The sequence below is a fragment of the Mesorhizobium sp. P2_A8 genome, assembly GCF_056404935.1.
The window spans coordinates 236,245-260,032 of the sequence record NZ_JBFUDB010000007.1 but is presented as its reverse complement, the minus strand read 5'-3'; the positions used below and the strand labels follow the sequence as shown (position 1 = coordinate 260,032).

General features: G+C 59.0%; 23 protein-coding genes, 2 tRNA genes and 1 pseudogene. 8 read left to right on the top strand and 18 right to left on the bottom strand.

The features are described 5' to 3' along the window. The first annotated feature begins 38 nt into the window (after positions 1–38). The 3 genes from AC1D10_RS21810 to AC1D10_RS21800 are packed head-to-tail and all read left to right on the top strand — an operon-like array spanning position 39 to position 1,672. Entirely contained in the window at positions 39–539 is a 501-nt protein-coding gene (locus AC1D10_RS21810; RefSeq protein WP_477275456.1) for a phage tail protein, read from the top strand. A gap of 60 nt (positions 540–599) precedes the next feature. Then, complete coding sequence (locus AC1D10_RS21805; protein ID WP_477275453.1) at positions 600–1,133, top strand: phage tail protein; 534 nt, start codon at positions 600–602, stop codon at positions 1,131–1,133. Further along, positions 1,133–1,672 (top strand): GNAT family N-acetyltransferase, encoded by a 540-nt coding sequence (locus AC1D10_RS21800; protein ID WP_477275451.1) that lies wholly within the window; start codon positions 1,133–1,135, stop codon positions 1,670–1,672. The genes AC1D10_RS21805 and AC1D10_RS21800 overlap by 1 nt, the downstream gene beginning before the upstream one ends. 47 nt (positions 1,673–1,719) lie before the next feature. On the opposite strand, the gene AC1D10_RS21795 is transcribed toward AC1D10_RS21800, so the two are convergent. From AC1D10_RS21795 to AC1D10_RS21770, 6 genes are all read right to left on the bottom strand, one after another. Further along, the gene (locus tag AC1D10_RS21795; RefSeq protein ID WP_477275449.1) at positions 1,720–2,013 is read right to left on the bottom strand and encodes a DUF6916 family protein; all 294 of its coding nucleotides are present in this window, start codon (positions 2,011–2,013) and stop codon (positions 1,720–1,722) included. A gap of 578 nt (positions 2,014–2,591) precedes the next feature. Further along, positions 2,592–3,188 carry a hypothetical protein gene (locus AC1D10_RS21790; protein WP_477275447.1) on the bottom strand — a complete coding sequence of 199 codons (597 nt, stop codon included), beginning with the start codon at positions 3,186–3,188 and terminating at the stop codon, positions 2,592–2,594. After that, positions 3,182–3,907, bottom strand: coding sequence for an NAD(P)H-binding protein (locus tag AC1D10_RS21785; protein ID WP_477275445.1), 726 nt, complete (start codon positions 3,905–3,907; stop codon positions 3,182–3,184). Before AC1D10_RS21785 ends, AC1D10_RS21790 begins: the two co-directional genes overlap by 7 nt. Before the next feature lie 9 nt (positions 3,908–3,916). Then, complete coding sequence (locus tag AC1D10_RS21780; protein WP_477275443.1) at positions 3,917–4,417, bottom strand: nuclear transport factor 2 family protein; 501 nt, start codon at positions 4,415–4,417, stop codon at positions 3,917–3,919. Position 4,418: 1 nt separating this feature from the next. Beyond that, the gene (locus tag AC1D10_RS21775) at positions 4,419–5,315 is read right to left on the bottom strand and encodes an MBL fold metallo-hydrolase (RefSeq protein WP_477275441.1); all 897 of its coding nucleotides are present in this window, start codon (positions 5,313–5,315) and stop codon (positions 4,419–4,421) included. 100 nt (positions 5,316–5,415) lie between these two features. Further along, a complete protein-coding gene (locus AC1D10_RS21770; RefSeq protein ID WP_477275439.1) occupies positions 5,416–5,907 on the bottom strand; it encodes a GlcG/HbpS family heme-binding protein in 492 nt (163 codons plus the stop codon). 154 nt (positions 5,908–6,061) lie between these two features. On the opposite strand from AC1D10_RS21770, the gene AC1D10_RS21765 reads away from it, so the two are divergent. After that, complete coding sequence (locus AC1D10_RS21765) at positions 6,062–6,979, top strand: LysR family transcriptional regulator (protein ID WP_477275437.1); 918 nt, start codon at positions 6,062–6,064, stop codon at positions 6,977–6,979. 497 nt (positions 6,980–7,476) lie between these two features. Here AC1D10_RS21765 and AC1D10_RS21760 read toward each other — a convergent pair whose 3' ends face one another. The 5 genes from AC1D10_RS21760 to AC1D10_RS21740 form a co-directional block, all read right to left on the bottom strand. Next, the gene (locus AC1D10_RS21760) at positions 7,477–7,683 is read right to left on the bottom strand and encodes a hypothetical protein (RefSeq protein ID WP_477275435.1); all 207 of its coding nucleotides are present in this window, start codon (positions 7,681–7,683) and stop codon (positions 7,477–7,479) included. A gap of 108 nt (positions 7,684–7,791) precedes the next feature. Then, a complete protein-coding gene (locus AC1D10_RS21755) occupies positions 7,792–7,950 on the bottom strand; it encodes a hypothetical protein (protein WP_477275433.1) in 159 nt (52 codons plus the stop codon). Positions 7,951–8,395: 445 nt separating this feature from the next. Then, on the bottom strand, positions 8,396–8,692 hold the full coding sequence (locus AC1D10_RS21750; protein ID WP_477275431.1) for a hypothetical protein: 297 nt from the start codon (positions 8,690–8,692) through the stop codon (positions 8,396–8,398). A gap of 426 nt (positions 8,693–9,118) precedes the next feature. Next, entirely contained in the window at positions 9,119–10,186 is a 1,068-nt protein-coding gene (locus AC1D10_RS21745; RefSeq protein WP_477275429.1) for a cyclic nucleotide-gated potassium channel, read from the bottom strand. 215 nt (positions 10,187–10,401) lie between these two features. Continuing rightward, positions 10,402–10,809: a nuclear transport factor 2 family protein gene (locus tag AC1D10_RS21740; protein ID WP_477275427.1), complete on the bottom strand. Its 408-nt coding sequence runs from the start codon at positions 10,807–10,809 to the stop codon at positions 10,402–10,404. Positions 10,810–10,950: 141 nt separating this feature from the next. Here AC1D10_RS21740 and AC1D10_RS21735 point away from each other — a divergent pair. Continuing rightward, positions 10,951–11,052 (top strand): annotated as a pseudogene (locus AC1D10_RS21735) (ATP-dependent DNA ligase); the annotation flags it as partial. A gap of 334 nt (positions 11,053–11,386) precedes the next feature. Then, positions 11,387–11,656 carry a hypothetical protein gene (locus tag AC1D10_RS21730; protein ID WP_477275425.1) on the top strand — a complete coding sequence of 90 codons (270 nt, stop codon included), beginning with the start codon at positions 11,387–11,389 and terminating at the stop codon, positions 11,654–11,656. 63 nt (positions 11,657–11,719) lie between these two features. Here AC1D10_RS21730 and AC1D10_RS21725 read toward each other — a convergent pair whose 3' ends face one another. Further along, the gene (locus tag AC1D10_RS21725; RefSeq protein WP_477275423.1) at positions 11,720–11,947 is read right to left on the bottom strand and encodes a hypothetical protein; all 228 of its coding nucleotides are present in this window, start codon (positions 11,945–11,947) and stop codon (positions 11,720–11,722) included. A 257-nt stretch (positions 11,948–12,204) separates the two neighbouring features. Continuing rightward, complete coding sequence (locus tag AC1D10_RS21720; RefSeq protein WP_477275421.1) at positions 12,205–12,726, bottom strand: trypco2 family protein; 522 nt, start codon at positions 12,724–12,726, stop codon at positions 12,205–12,207. A gap of 14 nt (positions 12,727–12,740) precedes the next feature. Here AC1D10_RS21720 and AC1D10_RS21715 point away from each other — a divergent pair, with 14 nt between their 5' ends. Then, positions 12,741–13,430 (top strand): hypothetical protein, encoded by a 690-nt coding sequence (locus tag AC1D10_RS21715; RefSeq protein ID WP_477275419.1) that lies wholly within the window; start codon positions 12,741–12,743, stop codon positions 13,428–13,430. 501 nt (positions 13,431–13,931) lie between these two features. On the opposite strand, the gene AC1D10_RS21710 is transcribed toward AC1D10_RS21715, so the two are convergent. Then, positions 13,932–14,008 (bottom strand) — tRNA-Asp (locus tag AC1D10_RS21710). A gap of 217 nt (positions 14,009–14,225) precedes the next feature. Here AC1D10_RS21710 and AC1D10_RS21705 point away from each other — a divergent pair. Continuing rightward, a tRNA-Val gene (locus tag AC1D10_RS21705) sits at positions 14,226–14,301 on the top strand. Positions 14,302–14,327: 26 nt separating this feature from the next. Here AC1D10_RS21705 and AC1D10_RS21700 read toward each other — a convergent pair. From AC1D10_RS21700 to AC1D10_RS21685, 4 genes are all read right to left on the bottom strand, one after another. Beyond that, complete coding sequence (locus tag AC1D10_RS21700; protein ID WP_477275417.1) at positions 14,328–14,555, bottom strand: hypothetical protein; 228 nt, start codon at positions 14,553–14,555, stop codon at positions 14,328–14,330. A 290-nt stretch (positions 14,556–14,845) separates the two neighbouring features. After that, on the bottom strand, positions 14,846–17,119 hold the full coding sequence (locus tag AC1D10_RS21695) for a beta strand repeat-containing protein (RefSeq protein ID WP_477275415.1): 2,274 nt from the start codon (positions 17,117–17,119) through the stop codon (positions 14,846–14,848). Between the two features lie 397 nt (positions 17,120–17,516). Then, positions 17,517–20,144: a beta strand repeat-containing protein gene (locus AC1D10_RS21690; RefSeq protein ID WP_477275413.1), complete on the bottom strand. Its 2,628-nt coding sequence runs from the start codon at positions 20,142–20,144 to the stop codon at positions 17,517–17,519. Positions 20,145–20,507: 363 nt separating this feature from the next. Next, entirely contained in the window at positions 20,508–23,567 is a 3,060-nt protein-coding gene (locus AC1D10_RS21685; protein WP_477275411.1) for a beta strand repeat-containing protein, read from the bottom strand. Positions 23,568–23,788: the final 221 nt, after the last annotated feature.

Below are 23,788 nucleotides of genomic sequence, written 5' to 3'. Positions count from 1 at the left end.
GTCCATCGATGAGCACGCCATTTGTCGGAGAGATCCGCATGTTCGGTTTTTCGCGCGTGCCGAATGGTTGGTTCGCCTGCGACGGGAGGCTGTATCCCATCTCGGAATATGAGGTGTTGTTTACACTGATCGGCACCACCTATGGCGGCGATGGCCAGTCTACGTTCGCCGTGCCCAGTCTTTCCAGTCGTGTGCCCATCCATCAGGGCACCGGGCCGGGCCTTTCGAGCTATGTCCTGGGCCAGGCGGCCGGCAGCGAGAACGTCACATTGCTCCCTCAGCAGATGCCGCAGCACAACCATTCGATGACCGCGACCCCGGCGAGCGCCGATGGCAAATCGGTCAACACGACGGTCGAACTTGCTGCCGTCTCAAACGACACCATGTATGTGACCGACATTGCCGGCGCGACGCCTTATATCACCGCTCCACAATCGACGCAGACTGTCGGCGGGAACACGGCTCACGAAAACACGATGCCGACGCTGACAGTGCAGTTCTGCATTGCCTGGGCGGGAATTTACCCATCGCAGGGCTGAGCCCTGCGCTCGGGATTTTTATGGAAACCGGTTCGCCATCCAGATCGCAAGGACACTCCAATGACTGAACCCTTCCTCGGTGAGATACAGGTCTTCGGCTTCAACTTTGCTCCCAACGGGTGGGCGTCCTGCAATGGCGCCGTTGTTCCGATCCAGCAGTATTCGGCGCTGTTCTCGTTGCTTGGCGTCAACTTTGGCGGAAATGGCACCACCACCTTTCAGCTGCCCAATTTTGCCAACCGTGCCGGCTGCAATCAGGGCCAGGGTCCGGGTCTCTCAAGTCGCTTCATCGGTGAGACGTTTGGTGCAAGCAGCGAGACGCTGACGGTGGCGCAAATGCCGGCGCACATGCATCAGTTCACAATATACAATCAGCCGGATCTGGCCAAGAAATCGGGCTCGCCTTCTGCCGGCAACTCATTGAGCCCGCCGGGAAGCACCAGTCCTTTTGTGGCCAATGCGCAGCCGAACGCTCAATTCCCGCCAACCATGCTCGGCTCCACCGGGAGCAGTCAGCCGCATGAGAATCGTCAGCCTTATCTCGCGCTGAATTACAGTATAGCGATGGTGGGGGTCTATCCGTCCTTCGGTTGATGATACCCATCGAAGCAGAAGGGTTGCCGGCATTTCCAGCCGGCGAAAACTCACGGTTGAATTTTTCACGTGGCGCATCCCGCCGCGCGACGCTCACGGACATTCCGTTTCTGCGCCGGCTTTACTGGTCATTCCGCATGGAGGAAATGGAACCGGTGCCTTGGCTGCAGGAGATGAAGCGGGCGTTCATCGACGGGCAATTCAATCATCAGCATCGCCACTATATCAGCGTGTTTTCACACGCCGATTTCCTGATCCTTCAGACCAAGGGTGAGCCGATCGGCAGACTCTATGTCGATACCACCGCACAGCGTTGGCATATTATCGATATAGGTTTCCTGCCGCAATGGCGCGATCGCGGCCGAGGGATCGCACTGCTGAAGGCAATTCAATTTCAGGCGCAATGCCACGCAGCATCGAGCGTCTTCCTACATGTCGAGCGGCGCAACGTCCGCGCTCAGGCGCTCTACCACCGCCTTCAGTTTCGGCAAGTCGAGTCCAGCGATACCCATATCGGGATGCAGTGGTCTACGGCCTGAGCGCCTTCCGCCTGCTCGGCTCCTATATCCAACCCCGGCCGAAGCGCTCAGTTGAAGATCGCCTGATAAACGATGCCTTCCTTGTCCTTGGCGACAGGGACGAGGAATATTTCGAGGCTGCCCAAGGTCGCATTCTTCAACTTGTAGAGCTTTTGCGGCAGCACGATCGGCGAGCCGCTTCGAAACATCAGGGAAAAGGGCGATCGCTTCATGCCGGGAAAGCCGGTCTCCGGCAGTGGTCTGGCCTCCGACAGCGTCAGCGCCATCGAGCTCTGCCCCATGTCGATGTCGAACGCACTGCCGACACAGCTGGCGAAATGATTCAGCGTCACAAGTCCCATAAGTCCTCCGCCTCACCTCAAATCGCGTGCGCACGCGCATGGCTCCGATCACGCGTTCCACCAGAAAGTCTAGCCAGATGTGTTCTCTCGGATAGCGCCCAGCACGGACTCTTGATATCACCTTTTTGCAGACCACGAAATTCTTCCGAACCGAGAAGACTTGCAGACCCGATCGGAGCACTGAGCGTCGACTGTTCAGCAAAGCAACGTCGAGGGGAGCTGGTCTTTCACAGGATCGGCAACAAGCGAATAAGCCGGATCACATGCGAAAGCGCGACCGAGACCGCACAGAGGCACTACGCCTCGTTGATGACCCTCTGCCTTCGCTTCGGGATCAAGCTGTGCCTCTCGCTCGCAACAGAGAGGCGAACCCGTGACCTCACGGACATAGGCATTCCGCAGTGCTATCTTTCCAAGATGTGCGAGGAGGAATTGCCGTGAAGGTCAGTTATGGGCGGTGCCGATCTCCGGTGGTGAAAGTGGCCTGACCGCTAGACCAAAACCCTACTCGCCATAGGGTTTGACGTTGGAAACCAAGGGTATCGCTGACGCTACCCAGCACTTCGGCCTCATCAGCTTCAGCCAGCCAACGCCAAAAGGCTGCTCATTAACTTCGTCCTATCCTTGCCGATCATCAGCACGCCGCTGTCGGGGGCCAGCAGTGCCGAGAACGGCAACATGGCAGCGCCGATCGGCGAAGCCTCGGAGCCGAATTGTCCAGAGACGATTTCCGGCGCGACGATGCCGATGGCGAACTGCGTCTGCACCCTTGCCAGCAGTTCGAGATGGATCGGCCGCGGCAGGATGCTGTCGAGAACGATCGCTTCGATGTCGATGACGGAGGTGATGGCGATGATCGCCTCGACAAGCGCGTTCGCACAATCGTCGATCCATTCGAACAACGGCTCGCGCGCCCCCGGCGGCAGGGGATCCAGTTCCCGCACCCGATTGATCTCGATGCCGCGCGACTTGAGATGATTGACCAGCACATAAATCGACGCGCGATGTAGCAGGCTCTGATAGCGGGCCGGCTTGGCTGCCACCGAATCGAGGCTTGAAGGCGAGACCGGCAACGGGCCGAGCGCAGCGCTGTTGCCGTGTGGTCCGGTATGGACCTTGCCGCCCTCGCTGGGCCTCACCATTGTCCGCAGCGGCACAAGCCGGCTGATCAGCATATCCCGTCGAACTGTGTAGCTATTTCCCGTTCATCGCTGGCGCCGCCCGGCTCTCCGAATACGTCACAAACCTTTCCCGGGGCGGCCGCCAGTTCCGAGGCGACGATCAGGACGCGTGCGAAGTCAGCCCGTGCAATCTTGTATCGGAAATCAAGTCCGTGGGTCGGCGCCGTAACCCGGATGCGTTGCCGCCCACCCGGTTCATCAGTCAGGATGGCACCTCTGCATATCGTGTACTCGAGACCGCAAGTTTTCAGATATTGCTCGCGATCCAACTGGTTTTTCTGCAGGTTTCCCTTGAGGGTGTTGAGTATCGCGCCTGCCAGCGAGGGTCGATCAGCTCCCATTCCTGACAGCAGGACGATGCGCCCGCTGAATCCGTTCTTGCGTGCCGCCTCGACGACGTTGACGAGGCCCTGATAGGTCACATCCCGATTCTTGCTCACGGAACCAAAAAACGATCGCCCGCCAATGCCGCCGGTAATGTCGGCCGCAAAGAAGATGGCACGGCAATCGGCGTCCAGGGCCGCAAGAAGCGAACTCGGAACCGTCACGTCGCCGCCGACCACTTGTGCCCGATCGCCCAAAAGCTGCCGCGCCTTGTCGGGGTCGCGAGCGACGACACGCACAGGGTCTCCCCGTTGCAGCAACTGGGTGGCAATCTGCAAGCCGGTCCCGCGGGTTGCGCCAACGACATAAAATACACTGCTTTTGGGCAACGATGCCTCCTAAACAGGCGCGGCTAGGTTACCACCGCTCGGATCTGGCGCAATCGCTTGCGCCAGATCCGAGCCAGAGGTCTCGAACTTTGCAGTAGTGGGAGCAGCCACTTCAAGCGTCCGGGTTAGCGCCTGCTGGACCAGGAATGTGTCGACGTACTGCGTCATGCGCGCGATCTTGCCACCTCTCACCTCGTAGAGATGGGCAAAGGCGGCGTGCATCGACTTGCCCGTCGCCTTGTAGGTGCCGGAGTAAACTCCGAAGGCGGCGACACGGTCGCCGTCTTCGAGATAGGTGTGAACGTCGGCACGGTAGCCGATCCATTCCGTGGCCAGGCGCCGGAAGACGCCGGCGATGATAGCTTCCGCGCCGACATAGGTCCCGGCGTATGGGAAACCTTCGGCTTCGGTCCACCGTGCATCGGGGGCGAGAGCGGCCAGCAGGTTGCGGCCGTTGTCCTCCGACGCTCCTTCATAGGTGGCGCGGATCAGATCGAGATTGGCGCCCATCTCAGCCCCACTTCATTTCGCCGGTGGCAACCTTGGAGCCGATGTCGAGCGCGACCCCCATGCCGAGGCCGGGGAAGCGGGATTCCATGGCGCTCTTGAGCGCGGCCGCGTCCTTGGCCTTGGCCAGCTCTTCCTCGAAAGCAATGAGATAGGCCTTGGTGTGCTCGACGCCCGAGAGGTCGGTAGGGGACTGCGGCGTCATGTGGCCGGCAACGACGATCGCCGGCTTGCGGGCCGGGATCTTCTCGAGATTGGCAATCCATGCCGCGCGCAGTTCCTTGGTCGGCGTGTCGGCGGTCCAGACATGCACGCCCGCAAAGATCATCACGCCGCCGAACACCGCGTTCAGCGACGGCACGAACAGATAGCGCCGGTTGGCGAGGCCTTCGGCACTGACAATCTCAATGGTCTCGCCGTCGATGGTGAGCGTCTTGTCGTCGAAGACCTCCGGGATGACGACATCGGCGAGCGTCTGCGGACCGTTCTCCTTGAGCTGCGGCCCCCATACGGCGAGCTTCTTGTCGACACTGGCTTTGATGGCGGCCACCGTCTCGGAGGCGGCGATCACACGTGCATCGGGGAAAGCGTCCTTGATCGGCTTGAGGCCGAAGTAATAGTCCGGGTCGGACTGGCTGACATAGATGGTGGTGAGCTTCTTGCCCGTCGCCTTGATCGCGTCGGCCAGGGCCTTGCCATCGGGGAATGTGAAGCCGCCGTCGATCAGCACGGCTTCAGTGGCCCCTGAGACCAGTACGGGGGCTCGGAAGAAGCCATTTTCCCCGGCGGGAAAATGTTTCCAGGAAAGTCCTGCGGCAGCATGGCCAAGCCCTGCGGGAGCAAAGACGGCAGCGACACCGGCGGCGAGGGTCGTTTTCATGATGGTTCTCCTGGTAAACATGGATGTCTCCTTGGTGTTGGTTAAGCACGCGAGTTCAGGTGTGATGGTTCGTGTTCCCGCCGAGCTCGGGAAGCCTTTGGTCGGATGGCACATTGGCCCTCTAGGGGAGCAGGCCTTTTGCTCCGGCATTAACAACCGCGCCGTCATCCGGCAGCATGCCGCCGCTGGCGCCGATCGCTCCGACGACCTTGTTGTCGACGATCAGAGGCACGCCGCCTTCGACCGGAAAGGCGCCCGGCACCCCAAGCAAACGGATCTGGTTTTGCGTGACGATCAGATCCTGGATGGCCTTGGTCGGTGACTTGATTCCGTTGGCGGCCTTGGCCTTTCCGATCGCCGCTTCGATCGTGCCGATGCCGGCCTGATAGGCGCGTTCCAGATAGACAAGGTTGCTCCCGGAATCGACGATCGCAATGGTCATGTCGAGATTGCGCTTGCGCATCTCCGTCGTGGCGGCTTGTGCCGCCTGCTTGGCCTGCTCGATGCTGATAGGAGCGCCATATTGCACGTTCTGGGCAAAGCCGGGAGTGGCCACTCCGGTCAGCAGAACCGACAGGGCAAGAACTACGCAGGGGATCAGTGTGGTTGTCATCTCAAGGCCCTGTGTTGGTCGGGGGTAACGCGAGCGAACGTTTCGATGGGCGAAAATATGTCACGCGCGGATCGATTGATAAGACCAACAAAACAGACATAATGTATGCTGCTTACATACAATAAGGTGGGAGCCGAGCTGCTATGGGCTATGCATGAATCTCAACCGACTGGCCTACTTCGCGGCGGTCGTCGATGCCGGCTCCTTCACGCGGGCCGCCGAGCGGCTGGGCATCACCAAGGCGGTTGTGAGCCAGCAGGTAGCGCGGCTGGAGCGCGATGTGGGAACGACGCTGCTGATCCGCACAACGCGGCGGGTCCAACCGACAGAGGCGGGCTGGGCATTGCATGCCCGTTGCCTGATGATCCTGCGCGAGGCGGAGGATGCCTTTGGCGAGCTTGAGCAGGCCGCCGCCGAGCCGGCTGGCACCCTGCGGATCGCAGCACCGAACGACTACGGCACGTGTGCGGTCGTCCCGGTGGTGACCGCCTTCAGCGCGCGCTACCCCGCCTGTCGCGTGGAATTGGCACTTGGTGACGAGATGATCGACCTTGTTTCCGGCAGGATGGACGTAGCGATCCGCGTCGGCTGGCTTGCCGATTCCAGCCTCCAGGCGCGACGGATCGGTACCTTCCGGCAACTCTTGGTATGCGGCGCGGGCTTCGCTGGGCAGATGACGGCTACCGAACCAGAAGGTCTTGCCCGGCTGCCCTTCGTCGCCAACACGGCGCTGCGTGAGCCGCTGCTGTGGCAATTTTCGCGTGGCGACCTCGAACATCACGCCGTGCATATGCAGGCAACAATCTCGATCAATGCCACACCGGCAGTGCTGTTGGCCGTCCGCACTGGCGGTGGCCTGTCGGTTCTGCCGGATTTCCTGGTGAGCGACGACCTCGCCACGGGGCGGCTCGTCCACGTGTTGCCCGAATGGCGGCTTCCCTCAGGGGGAATCTATACAGTCTATCCCGCCGCACGGTTCCGCCCGCCTAAGGTAACCACTTTCGTCGAGATGCTCATTGCGGCTGAGCGGCAGAAGGGTTCAGACCCGCAGGGTCGGGCACGCGCGCCCTAGCGGGCTGTTTAAGAATCCCTTTGCAGACAATGGATCATCGTTGCAGATCTGTGGCGAGATCCTTTCTCAACAGCCTGCTAACTTCACCGGTTCGGCCAAAGTAAGATATGCGAGCGCCCGCTTTTGCCCATCGACACCTAGAAGCCGACCTTCCGCTTCCGGCCCAAATCGTGCCGTTGTGCGCGTCTATTCGTCATATTAGGCGCCGAACTATGCGGGCTTTTCTGGCCAGGCGGGGCAGGGCGCTACGCAAAAGAAATTGAATTTCGATCAGCTTCATCGCCGTTTGCTAGCCACCTGCTGCAGCGAAGCGGATCGAAGCGCGGGGACAATCGCAGGGCCTATGCAGGTCCCGACGAGAACACGGTGCGTGGGCTCGGGCGATACCGGTGTGACGCCGGCCTGGCGATCCTGCTGGTCAAACTTCGTCGGCGGTCTTCTGGCGGCGGAATGAGATCGGCCAAACAAAGGCCCGAGGCCGCCGCCGGACTGGGTGTTCAACTGGGGGGATCAATCCTCACCAAGTGGTCTGCGGCCTCGACCAGACACCGCATCTTGCCGCACAGGCCCACATTCTCGGCCAGCATTTCTGCTGTGCGTTCGAGTGCGATCTCGGCCCGAATGATGCGCTGCCTGGCATTGGCAACTTCCGACGTTAAAATATCGGCCGCCATCCCGTGGCCGTGGGGTTCCATGGTGTCCATCCGTTTCTAACACCTGGGTGGCGAAATCGTTCCCTGATGGCCGAGTCTTGCCTCGTGGCGCATCGTCTGGCAGGAGGTCACCCCTACATATCCAGCCCGCCGTAAAGTTTAGCCGGCCAAAGCGTATCCAATCGCGATGCCAAGGCCGATGGCGAGGCCGCCAGCGAGCTTGCAGGCTAGATCGAGGGCGAAGGCGCGGACGGAACCCCAGACATCGGTGCGGGGCTCTCTCAGGGCGTGGGAAAGGTCGTCAAAGATCGCTTCCATGCCCAAGATTCTAGATCGGATTCAGCTAAATGGGAATCCCTTCAACGATGGCGTTATCGCACCAGTGCTTAGCGATTGCTAATTTAAGGCGGAGACCATTCTCGCGCGACCGCCTTGCTAGTCGATGCGCGGCTCGCTGCGCCGGCAGCGGGTCAATCAATGATGATGTGTCCCTCAACATCGTCGTCGATGCTCATCCCACTCAAGCGGCGATGCTAAAAGAGGCACTGGGCCGAATGATGGACAAATGTGCCGTGGTCGTCTGGGGTCGCGTACTCAATCCTTGCGGTACGCGCGGCGAAATCGTCTTCGGCGTATAGGACTCCCGACTTGATCCTGACTGTCATCCGGACTGCCCACTCGCACGCCGCCATCATGCTCCAGCGCACATCGGCGTGAGCAGAGAGAGCCGCCATTACGAATAGTGCTGCCAGGCAAACGCGGTTCATCGCCTTACGCTGCGGGATCTCTCGATAAGCCTGACCGTATCGATTTCGACCGTCACCAGCGGCCCCAGGTCGATTGTCACCGTCTCGCCATCGATCCGGGTGACCTCGCCAGCAAGCTCGATCTGATCTCCCCGCTGCACCTTGGTACGGATCGAAAGCGCAAAGTCATAGCTCCGTATCGATTGCTGGCAATCATAGTTCGCGACTGACACGCTGACGCGCTCGTCATCAATCCGCCTGCGGACCGTGGCCGTGACCGCCACCAGATCTCCAACGCCAATTGCCAAGGTCATGCAGCGTACCGGCCCACTCTTGGTGGGTTGTTCCTGCCGCACTGATTAATCTATCGGCATATTAGCAACTGCGCAATTACGTCTATCGGCGGTACCACCGGCAAGAACGCGCGCTAGTGGGCGTGAGAGCACGAGCCGTGCGAAGCAGTAAAAGCCGGCGGGCATTTGGTTTTAAATGCAACTAATGTTTTGAAGCACGTTTTCCACGTTGGCCAGCTAAAGTCCCTACTGGCCATAACCGGCCTCCGGACTGGTAACAGAGTCTGCTTTGAGGCGCGAAGCCGCCAATCAACAGTATTTCTGCGCCGTAGCCGCCGATTCTGCGTCTGCGGCTTGCCAGGAATCGATGTGGGCGGGCGAGGTTGCTCTTCTACGCCTGATTTCATCGGTCCTCGATGCTCCCCATGCAGCTTGCTGACAGTACGGTCAAGCCATCGGTGCCGCGCCGCGCCGCTCGAGCGCGGTCTTGCGGATGATTTCCGCGATCTCGGGGCTGCTGCTGCACAGCATCTGGAAATCCGCCGCGTGCAGCGATAGGAGCGAGACCGCCGTTGCGGCGCTGACGGTCGCCGAACGCGGTTCGCCGCTGATCAGCGCCATCTCGCCGAAGAAGGCGCCAGGGCCAAGCTCCACCGGGTTCGGCGTCGCGACGCTAACGCGCCCCTCCACGACGAAGAACATCTGATCACCGGGCTCGCCATTGCGGCAGATCACGGCGCCTGCCGGCACGGTGCGAGGTCTTAGCGCGCGCACGATCTCAACTAGTACGGCCGGGCCGAGCTTCTGAAACAACGGTACGGCCGCGACCAATTGCCAATTACGGACGAATTCCCCGCGACGGACTTCTTGATAGAAGCCCGTGGCAAGAATGCCGGCCCACAGCGCGAAGATGCCGATGCCACTCATCATGACCACCCCGGCGAGGACACGGCCGGCGAAGCTTTGCGGAATAGCATCGCCATAGCCGGTGGTGGACAGCGTGACCACCGCCCACCACATTGCCTGGGGGATGCTGCCGAACTCTTCCGGTTGGATGTCGCGCTCAATGACATAGGCCGCAAGCGCGACACCGAACAGAACGACGCCGAAGAGCGTGGTGACGCCGATCAGGTTGCGCGCTTCGTTGGCCAGCACCCTGCCCAGCACCGGGAAGAAAGTCGAGTCGCGCAGCGGTTTCAGCAGCCAGACAGCACAGTAGAGGCTCCGGTCGGGCGTGCGGACGAGCAGAAATGCGGCGAGTGGAACCAAAACCGCGAGCACATCAATGGCGATTGCCGGCGTCCTGTTCCGTACGTCTCCAGCCCGGCGCTTGAGCAGCGTCGCGGCCATCTGCAGAAGATAGGCGCTCCAAATGACAGCGAGCAGGGCAGCCAGAGCCAGTCTGCTTCGTCCGGACATGTTCGGTGTCGTGAGCGCTGCCACCGCCAGAAGCCCAGGCGCAGCCAGCACCGCGTTGAGCGGGGCGTAGATTCTTAGGAAAGGCAGTACCGACATTCTATGCCCACGAGCGGCTACTACCATCCAGAATAGGATGCCTTCACGGCAAGCGCAAAGGTGCTTACCGCCGCTGCGATGCGCACCGGGACCGAAAGGCGGCCGGCCGCGCGCCGGCGTGCCTTACACCAAGGATTCTTTGGTCGACGACTTTGCCGATCTGCGCACGCTGCTTGATAGGCGCCGGCTAAACTCGGCGCCGCCCGACACTAGGCTTAACCCCAAAATGTGTCCCAGGCGTAGAGGTCGTGGATAAATTCCCGGCCGTCTATCACCTTGCCGTTCTTGATTTCGTAGACGATGCAAGTGAGTACATCCAGCCGTTTGCCGTTCCGCTCCCCGGTATCACGATGGACGGCGACGACTGATCCGTCCTCGCTCTCCGTTACGTGCAAAAGGTGGGATTTAAACGTCCCGTGAGTTTCGCTGCCCATCCGGCCGAAGTAGCCAAAAATCTGTTCGTGGCCCTTGTAGTCTCCGGCGAGCGAACTCTTCCCCGGACTATGCCACGTGCAGGACACGTCGTTCGTTTGCTTGAGAGTGTCCATGTCTCCTGCTTCGAACGCCGCATAACCGCGCCGTACGAGGTCGGCGTTCTGATTTCTAGGCATCACGTCTGTCATAACTTCCTCCCTAAACGGCGAACGGGGTAGGTTTGCCGACTGGCAAATTATAGGCCGTTCATTCGAATATTCAATTTTGCTAAAATACTTCGGAACTAAGATCAGGCGCCACGCCTTGAATCGCGTTCCGTGAGTCTGTGCATGCTCTGGAAGTTTGTCCTGCCCTTGATGCCGACCCTCGTGGAGAAGCCTCCCGAGGGCGACGGTTGGATTCACGAGGTCAAGTTCGACGGCTACCGTTCGCATGGCGGCGACATCAACGACGAGGCGCAAGGCGGTCAGCTTGGCGAAACATGGGAGGATAGCGAGCCATCGCTTGGCTGGACGAACCATATTGACCAGCGATTGAGCATGAAGGTCGCATCTCTGTGGTTCGAAGACGGCGAGCAAGACGCAGGGGAGATGGCAGAGCAGCCGGACCACTACTGAGGGAGAGAGGAAAACTTTTCCACTCTAGCCCGCCGCCTCATGGTGGCGGGCTCTATTTACTGGCACTGTTCGCCGGGCAAAATGTGGTTTGACGTTACGTTAACTAGGCGCAATATTTCGGATTGTTGTGCAGCGTGAGGGCGTTTCAATGAAACTCGTTGTCTTTGGCGTAGCAATGGTATTGGCCGCCACCGGAGCAGCTGTTGCGAAAGAGAAGAAAAAGGTGGCCACCGCTCAGGCTGCAACCTCGTGTTCTGCAGCTCATATGAAGGCTGGCAGAAAGCCGACCTCGAAACTCGATTGCAAATCGACAGGCACAGTGGTTGCGCGACCGTCAAATGGGGGCGCAAACTTCCTGGATCATTACAATCCGCGCTTAGGATATGACACCAGTCCGTGGTTTTCGAACTGGCAATAATTTGACGGCGGCTTCGGCTTCCGGGCCTTTCTCCGCTGCCTCAAGGTGGCGGGCTTTTCCATTTTATTTGGCAGGCGCCAGAACTCTCGCCGCCACCCGTTCAAGGCAATGTTGGGGGATATCGGGCCAGGTGGCCGTGGTGCATTCCTTGTCGGTGACAACTACAACGGCTTTCACGACCGGTTGCACGTTTGCAGCCTGGGTAGGGGTGGAAAGCAACGTCTGGGCAATGAGAGCCGATATCACGGCGATTTGGGCAAGCACGGCAGCGAAGGGGATGTTCTTGAGCATGTGGCGGTAACGCGACCCCACAGCAATCGTTCCAGGCTCCCTCACGGTGGCGGGGGCTTCCATTTATCTTGTGGCAGAAAAGTCACGCAGCTTGAATATGCAGACCTTCAACCGGAGCGAGCTTATTATCCAGCCAAGCGAAGCGTACCGTTGTTCACGGGCAAAGGGGACGCCCGACCTCCTCCCGAACTAGCGCTCGCTGCGTAAACGTGGTGGGCGTTTTTTTATCTCGCCGCAGGCCTCACGGTGGCGAGCCGTCATGCCAGCCGTTTGCCGAGTTCTTCTAAATGCCGCGCCTGCGCTTGTCGAACCCTCTCTTTGCTTTCGCCCTCGGTCCTATCCGCCGCCAATTTCTTCGATTGATCTCCGTCGGGCAACCGCAACGGCACTGCCAAAACGACCCTACTAACCGTCTGAGAACGGCTGTCCTTGCCGCCTTCGGCGCCCATGCCCCAAACCTTTATCGATCCCTTGCCGCCTGTTGATGTCTCTGCCGTCACAGCGACATCGAAATCCACCCTGGCAAATGCGCCAAGCTCGGTGTGCACAGTCAGATTGCTGCCAAGTCCACCTGGAAAGGCAGCGTTTACATTCTTGCCGAGATCCGTCTCCTGAACTTTAGCTATTCCCGAAAGAATTTGCCGAAGCGTTTCCGAGATAAATTCGTCGAGAGCCACCACTCCCTCCATGTCACGTCCATGCCGCATGGACTTGCCGATAGTCGCAGGAAGGATTTGGAAAGCAAGAATTCGTTCAGGTTGACCGCTTGCGGGATTCATGGTGCGTCTTGTGCATGGCTGACGAACCTACACTGCTGGCAAATATTCAGACGATCGCGACAATAATCGCCACCGGAGGCGGTACATACATTGCCTTCGCAGGCCTTAAGGCCTGGAAAAGCGAAATGAAGGGACGCCGAGACATCGAGCTCTGCCAGCACGTAATAGCTCTTTTTTACGAAGGCGAAGAAAAGGTACGCGAACTTCGGATGCCGATGTCGTACCCAACCATTGAATCTGCAGACCGGCCGAAGCGAGAAAACGAGTCTGAATCAGAGGCGCGACTTCGAGATTCGCACTATGTACCGATTGCCCGATGGCAGGCGCAAAGGGAATTCTGGAAGGACTTCTTCTCCTACAAGTTTCGGATGAAGGCTCTGTTCGGACCACAAGCTGCTAAGCCGTTCGACAAGGTCGACGAGGCGCTGCGAACGTTCACCGCTGCAGCTTCGGTGAGGTACGAGAGTATTAGGGGCGATAGAGTTGGAACAGAGGGTCAGGACTTGCGAATGGAGTTTGATTCCGCAATTTGGGGACACCCCTCGGCCCAAGACAAGATTGGGGCCCTTATGCAAGCCGCCATAGGCGAGATGGAAGACATCTGCATTCCGATCGTTCAGGCTCAGTCGCCGGTTCGGCTATTGCGAGACTGGAGCCGCAAGAAGCTCACTCGCTTTCAACGGTCGGCGTCGGGGGCGCCGTAGGGCCGATTCCCAAGCATACGGGGCGGCACTGACATCCCGTCACCATTACGGACATTGGCCCGCCGCCTCACGGTGGCGGGCTTTTTATCTTAGGAACGTCAATAGCAGAGCGGCCAAGCCATGCATGTCCCGATGATCCATTTCCAATGTGCGAGATAGAAGTCGACCAGGACGTGGGCCGCTTGAGAGGTCCAGTGTCGCTCATAACGATCGCCAGGGAGAACAATGAAAAACTTGCCGACGATTGGTTCCTCATCGACAAGACGCCCCTGATACCAAGCGGCCACCGCCCGATGAACATCCATTTTCTCTAGCGACCTTCGTTTGTGCCTTGTCGGACCTCTCTCGATAGTCGCAGGAAAGAGTTGGCACCGCAATTGCCGGCCCAGCGGCGGCGGGCCATTTCATTCCCGCTGCTTACATGGTGCTTATATGGGAAAATTCCCTGACATGGCCGAAGCCTACTTAGCGCGAAAACCATTTAACTATCAAATAGTTAAATGGCGCGAGTGACGGGGCTCGAACCCGCGACCTCCGGCGTGACAGGCCGGCACTCTAACCAACTGAGCTACACCCGCGCATTGACGAGCACGTGTCAGCCGTGTTCGTCGTTGGGGCGCTGGATAAGGGGTTCGCCACCGGGTGTCAAGCGCGGCAAGACAGCATAACGGCAAACAGGAGAAGGTTTTTTGACAGCCGGCGTTTTGTTGGCAAAACCAGCCTCCAACCAGGGCATGCTCAGCTCATTTGGCCTTGCGAAGCCGACCCCGACCGCTTAAAGGTCCGGCCCGGAGCGGGCGATTAGCTCAGTTGGTAGAGCGCTTCGTTTACACCGAAGATGTCGGCGGTTCGAGCCCGTCATCGCCCACCATTCCACAGAAACCTTCCGCTGCCGCGTCAATGGCGAAGCGTGCGACAGGGTGCGGCTGGCCACCCGTTGGCGGCGGCTTCACAGACGCGGCTGAGGTCGGCGCGGATATTGTCGGAGTTCAACAGTTCGGTCGCCTCCGGATAGCCCTCGGCAACCAATGTGGCGATGATGATGGCCGGACTGCCATGGGTACCGCTTTCCGCCAGCACATGCGCCCGCTGAAAGATGTGATCGGTTCTGAGTGGATTGATCATTTCCAGCCCCTCTGCCGGTTGTTGCCTGATCAACAACCTTTGAGAGGTGCTTGCGTTCCGTACTGTTTTCGCAGGTGAGGCTTGTCACACGGGGAGTGGAACCGCTGGATCGGTAGGGGATACTGCACGATCCTTGTAATTCTGCCACTGGGCAGATCCGTTGAACCGAGAGTTGTGCGTTTTGGCCGGCTGAAGCCACCGGCCCATGCGCAAAAGGCGGCACGATGTAAAATGCGCTCGATCGCGCCGGCCGCCCCGAAAGCAGAGCGGCCAGGCGTAACCGCTCTCCCTCACACCACGACGAAATCGGCGTTGGTCAGCGCCAGGTTTGCGGCAAGCGTGGCGAAGTGGGTCGAGCCGCCCGCCGCACTGCCGTTGCTGTCATAATAGAGCCAGCCGGTGTCAGTCTCGTAGATGATGTGATCGTCGCCGTCGCCTGCAAGACCTGTGGTGTTCTTGACGAACTGGTTGGCCGTCAGCGTGCCGTTGCCGCCAAGCGCTGCAAAGATCAAATTGTCGACCTGGACGGTGTCGTCGGCGACTGAGAAGTCGGTGATGGTATCGACATTGGTCGAGGCATTGAGCGCCGTGGTGAAGACGAAGCTGTCCTGACCCTGCGCGCCGGACAGCGTGTCGTTGCCGCCGAGCCCGTTGATGATGTTGTTGCCGGAATTGCCGCCGATGACGTTGGCGATGGAATTGCCGGTGCCGTTGATGTTCCCTGCGCTGCGCAGTTGCAGGTTTTCCAGCTCCTGGCCGGAGAGATTGAAGCTGACATAGGCCTGCACATTGTCGGTGCCTTGACCAATCACATCGACCACGTGATCGCCGGCATTGTCGACATAATAGGTGTCGTTGCCCTGAGCACCGCTCATCGTGTCGGCGCCGCCAAGGCCGTTGATGATGTTGTTGCCACTGTTGCCGTTGATGATGTTGGCAATCGAATTGCCGGTGCCGTTGATGGATGCGGCGCCGCGCAATTGCAGGTTCTCCAGCTCCTGGCCGGAGAGGTTGAAGCTGACATAGGCCTGCACATTGTCGGTGCCCTGGCCGACGGTTTCGATGACCTGATCGCCGGCATTGTCGACGTAGTAGGTGTCGTTTTCGCCACCTCCACGCATGGTATCGACGCCTGTGCCACCATCCAGAAGATCGGCTCCCCGGCCGCCGTTCAACGTGTCGTTTCCAGCTTCGCCGTAAATTGAGTCATTGCCGTAATGCGTGTCGTTGGAACCATCACGTTCATCGCCCCAGAGCGTGTCGTTACCGTCGTGGCCCATCAGAACATCGTTGCCGCCACGGCCACGCATCTTATTGTCAGCCGCGTTGCCATAAAGCGCGTCGTTGAACGTGGTTCCACGCGCGTCATTCACGCCGACCAATGTGTCGTAGCCGATGAAGAGGTTGCTCTCATCCATGTCGTGGGCATAGCCGCCCTGCAGATCGACCAGAACCGCGCCGTCCGCCTGGTTGTAGTTGACCCGGCCTCCCGCCCCGGCGAGGAATTTTACAACGTCGTTCCCGGCCGTGAGATAGAAATCCATGTAGCCGCCGAACGTGTTGGTAAAGGAGGCATCGACGATGAAAGTGTCTCCAAAGGATGTGTCGTCGATGGCATGAATGCCGGATACGCGATCGACACCACCTTGCCCATCTGCGATGGCAAAACCAATGGCATTCGATCCGGCCGCAAGGCCGGCGCGGGCCTGTGCCGTGAGGTTGGCCACCACGGCAGTCGCCGCGTCGTCATAGCGGGTCTCGACATAATCGATGTCGGTGTTTCCGGATGTCTGTGCAATGATTCTGTCATTGCCCTGGTCCCCCGACACGGTACCGGAAACCACCGTCACGGTGTCGTTGCCGTTGCCGCCGCGCAAGAAATCGTAAACGTCCACAGTGGCCGACACGCCGCCATTGATTGTATCGGCGCCATCGCCGCCCGCAAGATAGTTGCTGCCGGTTGTGCCTGTAATGGTGTCGGCGAACTGGGTGCCTTCAGCATCCTCGATGCCGCTCAGGGTGTCCGTGAAGCCCCAGCCGTCGACGGCAATGCCGGTCGCCAAATTGATCGTTGCACCATGTGTGATGATGCCACCACCGTCGACGTCGACTCCATAGTCAAGACCGTCGTCCCTGTAGGAAACCATATCTTCGCCGGCGCCGCCAATTATGGTGTCGGTGCCGCTTCCCGCAAACACTGTCCCACCGTTTGATCCCATATGGATGATGTCGTTGCCCGCCCTCGCAAACGCCCAAAAGGCGACATTTGCCATCGTGATGTTGTCTGCGAAGTAGCTGGCGTTCAGCCCCTCGACGCTGTTGAGCGTATCGGTGTTGCCCAGGCCGTCGGTGACGACACCGGTCTGCATGTTGATGGTCAGGCCGTTCGTGTAGTTCTCGTAGATGACGTCATCGATTCCATCCCCTCCATTCACCTGGTCATTGCCGCCAATCGCCATGATAATGTAGTCGTCGCCGGCCAATGCGTTGATGGTGTCGTCGCCGACCAGGTCCTGAACGCCGGGATTGATGTCGTTGCCGATGGTTCCGTTGATGACAGCCATTTTAGCCCTCCCGTGCTGTTTGGCATTATCCCAAGGATGATTGTATCCGAAGGTTGTATTAGAGTCATCTTATATAGAAGGCCGTAGAACCAAACTGTTCCGCGCCAACGAGGGGCCCAGAAATTTTAGTTCCAATTGTATTGTCGGGCAGCATCGAAGTTTTTCGAGGAAGCACTACAGTTGGAAGCGCCAGGCGCTCACTGGACGGCTCGACTCTCAAGAGCGTCATGAAAAGAGGAAGAGCAGAAGCCGCACCGGCAGAGGTGGGCGTCTGCTGGAGTGCTTGTTGGTCTAGCGATTTGTTAAACGGCGGACCGTCGCAACCACCATTGGTTCTCGTTAAGATTTGCAACGCTCGCTCTGGTTCCTGGAGCAAGCTTAGTTGTTATTCAGCCTCTCACACCACGACGAAATCGGCGTTGGTGAGCGCGAGGTTTGTGGCCAGCGTGGCGAAGTGGGTGGAACCACCCGCCGCATTGCCGTTGCTGTCATAGTAGAGCCAGCCGGTGTCGGTCTCGTAGATGATGTGATCGTCGCCGTCGCCGGCAAGACCTGTGGTGTTCTTGACGAACTGGTTGGCCGTCAGCGTGCCGTTGCCGCCAAGCGCTGCAAAGATCAAATTGTCGACCTGGATGGTGTCGTCGGCGACTGAGAAGTCGGTGATGGTATCGACATTGGTCAAGGCGTCGAGCGCTGTATGGAAAACGAAGAAGTCGCTGCCAGTTCCGCCGATCAGTGTGTCGTTGCCCAGGTGGCCGTCGAGGACGTCGTTGCCCGCGCCGGCAGTCAGGATGTTGTCATGCCCGCCGCCAAATATCTGATCCGCAAACTGCGTACCGGTGACATTGCGGATATTGGTTACGAAATCCGTATTCCCAAACGAATCCGTGGCGGTATCGGCTGCCACCCCCAGTTGCGAGCCGCCAGCCCAGAGATTGACGACGATACCATGTACTGCGCCGCTGTTGACGTCGGTACTGTAGTCGACCGTGTCAAGGCCGGAATTGCCATTGATCGTGTCATTTCCACGTCCGCCAATCAGCCTGTCGTCGCCTGAGTTGCCGTTGATGATGTCATTCCCGTCTCCCCCAATGAGCGTGTCGTTCCCGTCCCTGCCGCTTATTGTATCGTTGCCGCCTCCACCGATGAGAACGTTGACGAAACCGTCGCCGGTCAATGTGTCGCCACCACTGCCGCCGGTGACATTCTCGATGTTGCGAACAGTATCTTCCGCGATCCCGCCGATCGTGACTTGAGCGTCAACGGCCTTGGTTAGACTTACAGCAACAGCAGCGACCTGGTTGCTGTAGTCGGCCGTGTCGAGGCCATCTCCACCATCCATGACATCATGACCGAGGCCTCCTCTGAAGATATCGTTGCCGCCGAGGCCCAAAAGTGTATTTACACCGCTGTTGCCAGTGATGATGTTGGCAATCGAATTGCCGGTGCCGTTGATGTTCGCCGCGCCTGTCAGTGTCAGGGTCTCCAGCTCCTGGCCGGAGAGATTGAAGGAGACGGAACTGAAGACGTTGTCGGTGCCCTGGCCAGTCAGGTCTATGACATGGTCCCCGGCATTGTCGACATAATAGGTGTCGTTGCCTTGAGCGCCGCTCATCGTGTCGGCGCCGCCAAGGCCGTTGATGATGTTGTTGCCGGAATTGCCGTTGATGATGTTGGCAATCGAATTGCCGGTGCCGTTGATGTTCCCCGAGCTGCGCAGCTGCAGGTTCTCGAGTTCCTGGCCGGAGAGGTTGAAGGAGACATAGGCCTGCACATTGTCGGTGCCCTGGCCGGTGGTTTCAACCACGTGATCGCCGGCATTGTCGACATAATAGGTGTCGTTGCCGATGCCGCCTTGCATGGTGTCGGCGCCCGCCTTGCCGTCCAGCGTATCGTTGCCGCCGAGACCGATCAGCGTGTTGATGCCTGAATTGCCGGTGATGACGTTGGCGATTGAATTGCCGGTGCCGTTGATGGACGCCGCGCCGGTCAATGTCAGGGTCTCCAGTTCCTGGCCGGAGAGGTTGAAGGTGACCGAACTGAAGACGTTGTCGGTGCCCTGGCCAGTCAGGTCTATGACTTTGTCGCCGGCATTGTCGACATAGTAGGTGTCGCTGCCGAGACCACCTTGCATGGTGTCAGCGCCGCCAAGGCCGTTGATGACGTTGTTACCGCTGTTGCCGGTGATGATGTTGGCAATCGAGTTGCCGGTGCCGTTGATGGACGCCACGCCGATCAATGTCAGGGTCTCGAGTTCCTGTCCGGAGAGATTGAAGGAGACGGCGCTGAACACGTTGTCGGTGCCCTGGCCAGTCACGTCGATGACTTGGTCGCCGGCATTGTCGACATAGTAGGTGTCGTTGCCGAGACCGCCCTGCATGGTGTCTGCGCCGCCAAGGCCGTTGATGACGTTGTTGCCGGTTGTGCCGGTGATGGTGTCCGCGAACTGGCTGCCTTCAGCGTTCTCGATGCCGCTCAGGGTGTCAGTGAAGCCCCAGCCGTCAATTGCAATGCCGGTCGCCAGATTGATCGTTGCACCATGTGTGATGATGCCGCCGCCGTCGGCGTCGACTCCAAGGTCAAAGCCGTCGTCCCAATAGGAAATCGTATCCACGCCGGCGCCGCCAACTATGGTGTCGGTGCCGCTTCCGGCCATTACCCTGCCGCCGTTTGATCCCATCTGGATGGTGTCGTTGCCCGCCCTCGCAAACGCCCAAAAGCCGTCATCTCGCATCGTGATGTTGTCTGCGAAGTAGCTGGCGTTCAGCCCCTCGACACTGTCGAGCGTATCGGTGTTGCCCAGGCCGTCGGTGACGACACCAGTCTGCATGTTGATGGTCAGGCCATTTGTGTAAGCCTCGTAGACAACGTCATCCTCCCCGTCCCCTCCATTCACCTGGTCGTTGCCGCCAATCGCCATGAAAATTAAGTCGTTACCGGCCAATGCGTTGATGGTGTCGTCGCCGACCAGGTCCTGAACGCCGGGGTTGATGTCGTCGCCGATAGTTCCGTTGATGACAGCCATTTTAGCCCTCCCGTGCTGTTTGGCATTATCTCAAGGATGATTGTATCCGAAGGTTGTATTAGAGTCATCTCATATAGAGAGCCGTAGAATCATTCTGTTCTGCGCCAACGAGGTGCCCAGAAATTATAATCCCAATAGTATTGTTGAGGATAAAAGAAAATTTTCATGGAATACATACAGATCGTAATCGCTGAGGCGACCGCTTGGCGGTTTTATTTTCAGGAACGCCATGAATAACAGGAAGAGTAGAAGTCGCGCCGCCGGAGGCGGCGGTCTGCTTGGATTGCAACCATCGGTGGTTTCGGCTGAAAGTTGCAGCGCCCGCTCCAGCCCTGAAGCAGGCTTTTGCTGCTATTCATCTTCTCACGCCACGACGAAATCGGCGTTGGTCAGCGCGAGGTTGGCGGCGAGGGTGGCGAAGTGGGTGGAACCGCCCGCGGCACTGCCGTTGCTGTCATAATAGAGCCAGCCGGTGTCTGTCTCGTAGATGATGTGATCGTTGCCGTCGCCGGCAAGCCCGGTGGTGTTCTTGACGAACTGGTTGGCCGTCAGCGTGCCGTTGCCGCCAAGCGCTGCAAAGATCAAATTGTCGACCTGGATGGTGTCGTCGACCACCGTGAAGTCGGTGATGATATCGACATTGGTCGAGGCATTGAGCGCTGAGGTGAAGACGAAGCTGTCCTGACCCTGCGCGCCGGACAGCGTGTCGTTGCCGCCGAGCCCGTTGATGATGTTGTTGCCGGAATTGCCGCCGATGACATTGGCGATGGAATTGCCGGTGCCATTGATGGACGCGGCGCTGCGCAGCTGCAGGTTTTCCAGCTCCTGGCCGGAGAGGTTGAAGCTGACGTAGGCCTGCACATTGTCGGTGCCTTGACCAATCACATCGACCACGTGATCGCCGGCATTGTCGACATAATAGGTGTCGTTGCCTTGAGCGCCGCTCATCGTGTCGGCGCCGCCAAGGCCGTTGATGATGTTGTTGCCACTGTTGCCGTTGATAATGTTGGCAATCGAATTGCCGGTGCCGTTGATGGATGCGGCGCCGCGCAATTGCAGGTTCTCCAGCTCCTGGCCGGAAAGGTTGAAGCTGACATAGGCCTGTACATTGTCGGTACCCTGGCCGACGGTCTCGATGACCTGATCGCCGGCATTGTCGACATAATAGGTGTCGTTGCCGATGCCACCTTGCATGGTGTCGGCACCCGTGTTGCCGTCCAGCGTATCGTTGCCGCCAAGCCCGATCAGGATGTTGACGCCCGAATTGCCTGACATGACATTGGCGATGGAGTTGCCGGTGCCGTTGATGGAGGCGCTGGTGCGCAGCTGCAGGTTCTCCAGTTCCTGACCGGAGAGATTGAAGCTGACATAGGCCTGCACATTGTCGGTGCCCTGGCCAATCACATCGACCACAAGGTCGCCGGCATTGTCGACATAGTAGGTGTCATTGCCCTGTGCGCCAGTCATGGTATCGGCACCGATGCCGCCGTCCAGAATATTGGCAACATCGTTGCCGTAAAGCTGGTCCGTATGGCTCGACCCGGTTAGGTTTTCGACGAGGGAATAGCTGTCGCCGTCGGCGTCACCCGTATTGACCTTGTGATTTGAGAGGTTCGCAATGACGCCTGCGGCGGCACTTGCATAAGAGGCCGTATCCGAACCGTCGCCACCATTCAGATTGTCCTCGCCGCCTCCGCCGATCAGTATGTCATTACCGAGGCCGCCATTGATGGTGTCGGCATGGGAAGAACCGGTGATCGTATTGGCAAGACCATTGCCCGTAACAGTGATAGCGTCGCTCGTGTCAGTCCAATTGTTGGCGAAGACTGTCGTCGACAGGCTGACGTTCGCGGTCATAGCGTCCAGATTGACGACGAGATTGTCGGCTCCGTCGCCGCCAAAGAAGGTACCGGTCACGTTCGTCGACTGATGCGAAAGGGTCAATGACTTGCCATACAGGCCAATGCCCCCGTGATTGATCAGGTCCTGGATCGTCGCCCCGCTTGCGGAGATGCCGGATATGTCGAGAGCGCTTCCGGCGGCGATGACCAGACCCGATGAACTCGCTATTGTGCCGGCGGAAATCAGATACAGCGAACCATCCGCTATATTTGTCGCCCCCGTATAGGTGTTGGCGCCCGCAAATACCTGGGTGCCGTCACCGCTCTTCGTCAGGTTAAGGCTCCCGAAGACGCCGGAGCCATCCGAGATCACTCCATCAAACGTCCGTGCTCCCAATTCGAGGTCGACTGTCAGCGTAGCCGAGGTCACTGTGTCGGCCCGGACTTCGCCGCTGCCGGCCAGCCCTGCAACCGTTTGATCGAAAGCGCCGATGTTGAGCGTCGCTCCGGCGTTTACGGTGACAACGCTCTCAGCGCTGAAGGCGTGGTCGGCTCCCGCGCGCAATGTTCCGATCGCGACAGTGGTTGCGCCGGAATAGGTATTGAGCCCCGACAATGTCAGCGTTCCGATGCCGATCTTGTTCAATCCTATATGGCTCAAGCTATTCGCCAAAACACCCGAGAAGCTGGAGATGCCGGCTTCATTGACGTTCGCGACAACATCGGAAAGGCCGTTGTTGCTGATCAAGCCCCCTCCGGTCAGATGGTTCAGTTCCAGATTGAAGCCATTCGCGTCGAGAACCGCTCCGGCTGCGATATTCGTGTTGGCCAGCCCATTGGTAAAAGACGCGAACGCCGCACCCACACTGAGCGTGCCGCCATCAATGGCGAGCGAGCCCGCATCGTTGGTGGTGATGCTAGTTGAGACAAAGTGAATCGTTCCCGCATCGGCTGCGCTGCCAAAATGCACCGTAGTCCCGGCCCCGCCGAGCGCTGCGAAGGTACCGGTCAACGTCAGTGACGTGCCCGTCTGTGCTCTGATGGTCGTCGAAACGCCGGCAAGTTCGACCAGATCGTTGGCAAGCGTCGTGATGCCTGTAGACCGGAACGTGCTGTTGCCGGCGAACGCGATGTCTCCCGTTCCGAACGCGGCGGCGCCAAACGAAACCATGCCTTGATCGATTTGCGTTCCACCTGACCAGTTGTTGGTCGCATCGGACAGTTTCAGGGTGCCGACGCCGGATTTGGTTAGCAGTCCCGTTCCGGTAATCTGTGCCTGAACGTCGAGGGTGGTGTTGGCTCCGCTCGTCGCGATCAACGTTGCCGTATTGAGCTGCAGCGTCAGCGACGACGCCAAAACACTTGCCAGTGGATTGCCGCTCGACGTCACGCTGATGAGCGCACCGCCCGCCTTGTTCATGATGAGCGAGCCGTTCTCGAGACTGTAATTCTCGATTGGGGAACTCGCCAGAGTCAAGGTGCCGACAGTGAATGGACCTTGAACCGCCAGGTCGATGTGATGCGTGAGGTTGGCACCGGCGAGATTGCTGAAATCGGCTGTAGCACCGATTGCGTCAGGCACGCCGCCAGTCCAATTTGAAGCGGTTGACCACGCGCCACCTGCAAGACTATTCCAAACCGACATTTCTGACCCCCGTCAAAACAAATTCTCAATTGAAGCAGAAGTTTTCCTGAGTCGTTGCGCCTGGATACAGTCTTGGAATCCGACGCTACTCAGGGCCACGGCACCTGAATTGGCGCGTTCTGGAACCTGCTTTACCGCCGCCCACTAGGCCCGGCGTG

What these genes read in the sequence shown, in the direction of transcription:
- AC1D10_RS21790 (WP_477275447.1), bottom strand. Translation starts at nt 3,188, where the DNA reads ATGCTGATCAGCCGGCTTGTGCCGCTGCGGACAATGGTGAGGCCCAGC.
- AC1D10_RS21795 (WP_477275449.1), bottom strand. Translation starts at nt 2,013, where the DNA reads ATGGGACTTGTGACGCTGAATCATTTCGCCAGCTGTGTCGGCAGTGCG.
- AC1D10_RS21810 (WP_477275456.1), top strand. Translation starts at nt 39, where the DNA reads ATGTTCGGTTTTTCGCGCGTGCCGAATGGTTGGTTCGCCTGCGACGGG.
- AC1D10_RS21695 (WP_477275415.1), bottom strand. Translation starts at nt 17,119, where the DNA reads ATGGCTGTCATCAACGGAACCATCGGCAACGACATCAATCCCGGCGTT.
- AC1D10_RS21775 (WP_477275441.1), bottom strand. Translation starts at nt 5,315, where the DNA reads ATGTTTACCAGGAGAACCATCATGAAAACGACCCTCGCCGCCGGTGTC.
- AC1D10_RS21760 (WP_477275435.1), bottom strand. Translation starts at nt 7,683, where the DNA reads ATGGACACCATGGAACCCCACGGCCACGGGATGGCGGCCGATATTTTA.
- AC1D10_RS21730 (WP_477275425.1), top strand. Translation starts at nt 11,387, where the DNA reads ATGAAACTCGTTGTCTTTGGCGTAGCAATGGTATTGGCCGCCACCGGA.
- AC1D10_RS21715 (WP_477275419.1), top strand. Translation starts at nt 12,741, where the DNA reads ATGGCTGACGAACCTACACTGCTGGCAAATATTCAGACGATCGCGACA.
- AC1D10_RS21805 (WP_477275453.1), top strand. Translation starts at nt 600, where the DNA reads ATGACTGAACCCTTCCTCGGTGAGATACAGGTCTTCGGCTTCAACTTT.
- AC1D10_RS21770 (WP_477275439.1), bottom strand. Translation starts at nt 5,907, where the DNA reads ATGACAACCACACTGATCCCCTGCGTAGTTCTTGCCCTGTCGGTTCTG.
- AC1D10_RS21765 (WP_477275437.1), top strand. Translation starts at nt 6,062, where the DNA reads ATGAATCTCAACCGACTGGCCTACTTCGCGGCGGTCGTCGATGCCGGC.
- AC1D10_RS21740 (WP_477275427.1), bottom strand. Translation starts at nt 10,809, where the DNA reads ATGACAGACGTGATGCCTAGAAATCAGAACGCCGACCTCGTACGGCGC.
- AC1D10_RS21780 (WP_477275443.1), bottom strand. Translation starts at nt 4,417, where the DNA reads ATGGGCGCCAATCTCGATCTGATCCGCGCCACCTATGAAGGAGCGTCG.
- AC1D10_RS21700 (WP_477275417.1), bottom strand. Translation starts at nt 14,555, where the DNA reads ATGATCAATCCACTCAGAACCGATCACATCTTTCAGCGGGCGCATGTG.
- AC1D10_RS21750 (WP_477275431.1), bottom strand. Translation starts at nt 8,692, where the DNA reads ATGACCTTGGCAATTGGCGTTGGAGATCTGGTGGCGGTCACGGCCACG.
- AC1D10_RS21690 (WP_477275413.1), bottom strand. Translation starts at nt 20,144, where the DNA reads ATGGCTGTCATCAACGGAACTATCGGCGACGACATCAACCCCGGCGTT.
- AC1D10_RS21720 (WP_477275421.1), bottom strand. Translation starts at nt 12,726, where the DNA reads ATGAATCCCGCAAGCGGTCAACCTGAACGAATTCTTGCTTTCCAAATC.
- AC1D10_RS21800 (WP_477275451.1), top strand. Translation starts at nt 1,133, where the DNA reads ATGATACCCATCGAAGCAGAAGGGTTGCCGGCATTTCCAGCCGGCGAA.
- AC1D10_RS21755 (WP_477275433.1), bottom strand. Translation starts at nt 7,950, where the DNA reads ATGGAAGCGATCTTTGACGACCTTTCCCACGCCCTGAGAGAGCCCCGC.
- AC1D10_RS21745 (WP_477275429.1), bottom strand. Translation starts at nt 10,186, where the DNA reads ATGTCGGTACTGCCTTTCCTAAGAATCTACGCCCCGCTCAACGCGGTG.
- AC1D10_RS21725 (WP_477275423.1), bottom strand. Translation starts at nt 11,947, where the DNA reads ATGCTCAAGAACATCCCCTTCGCTGCCGTGCTTGCCCAAATCGCCGTG.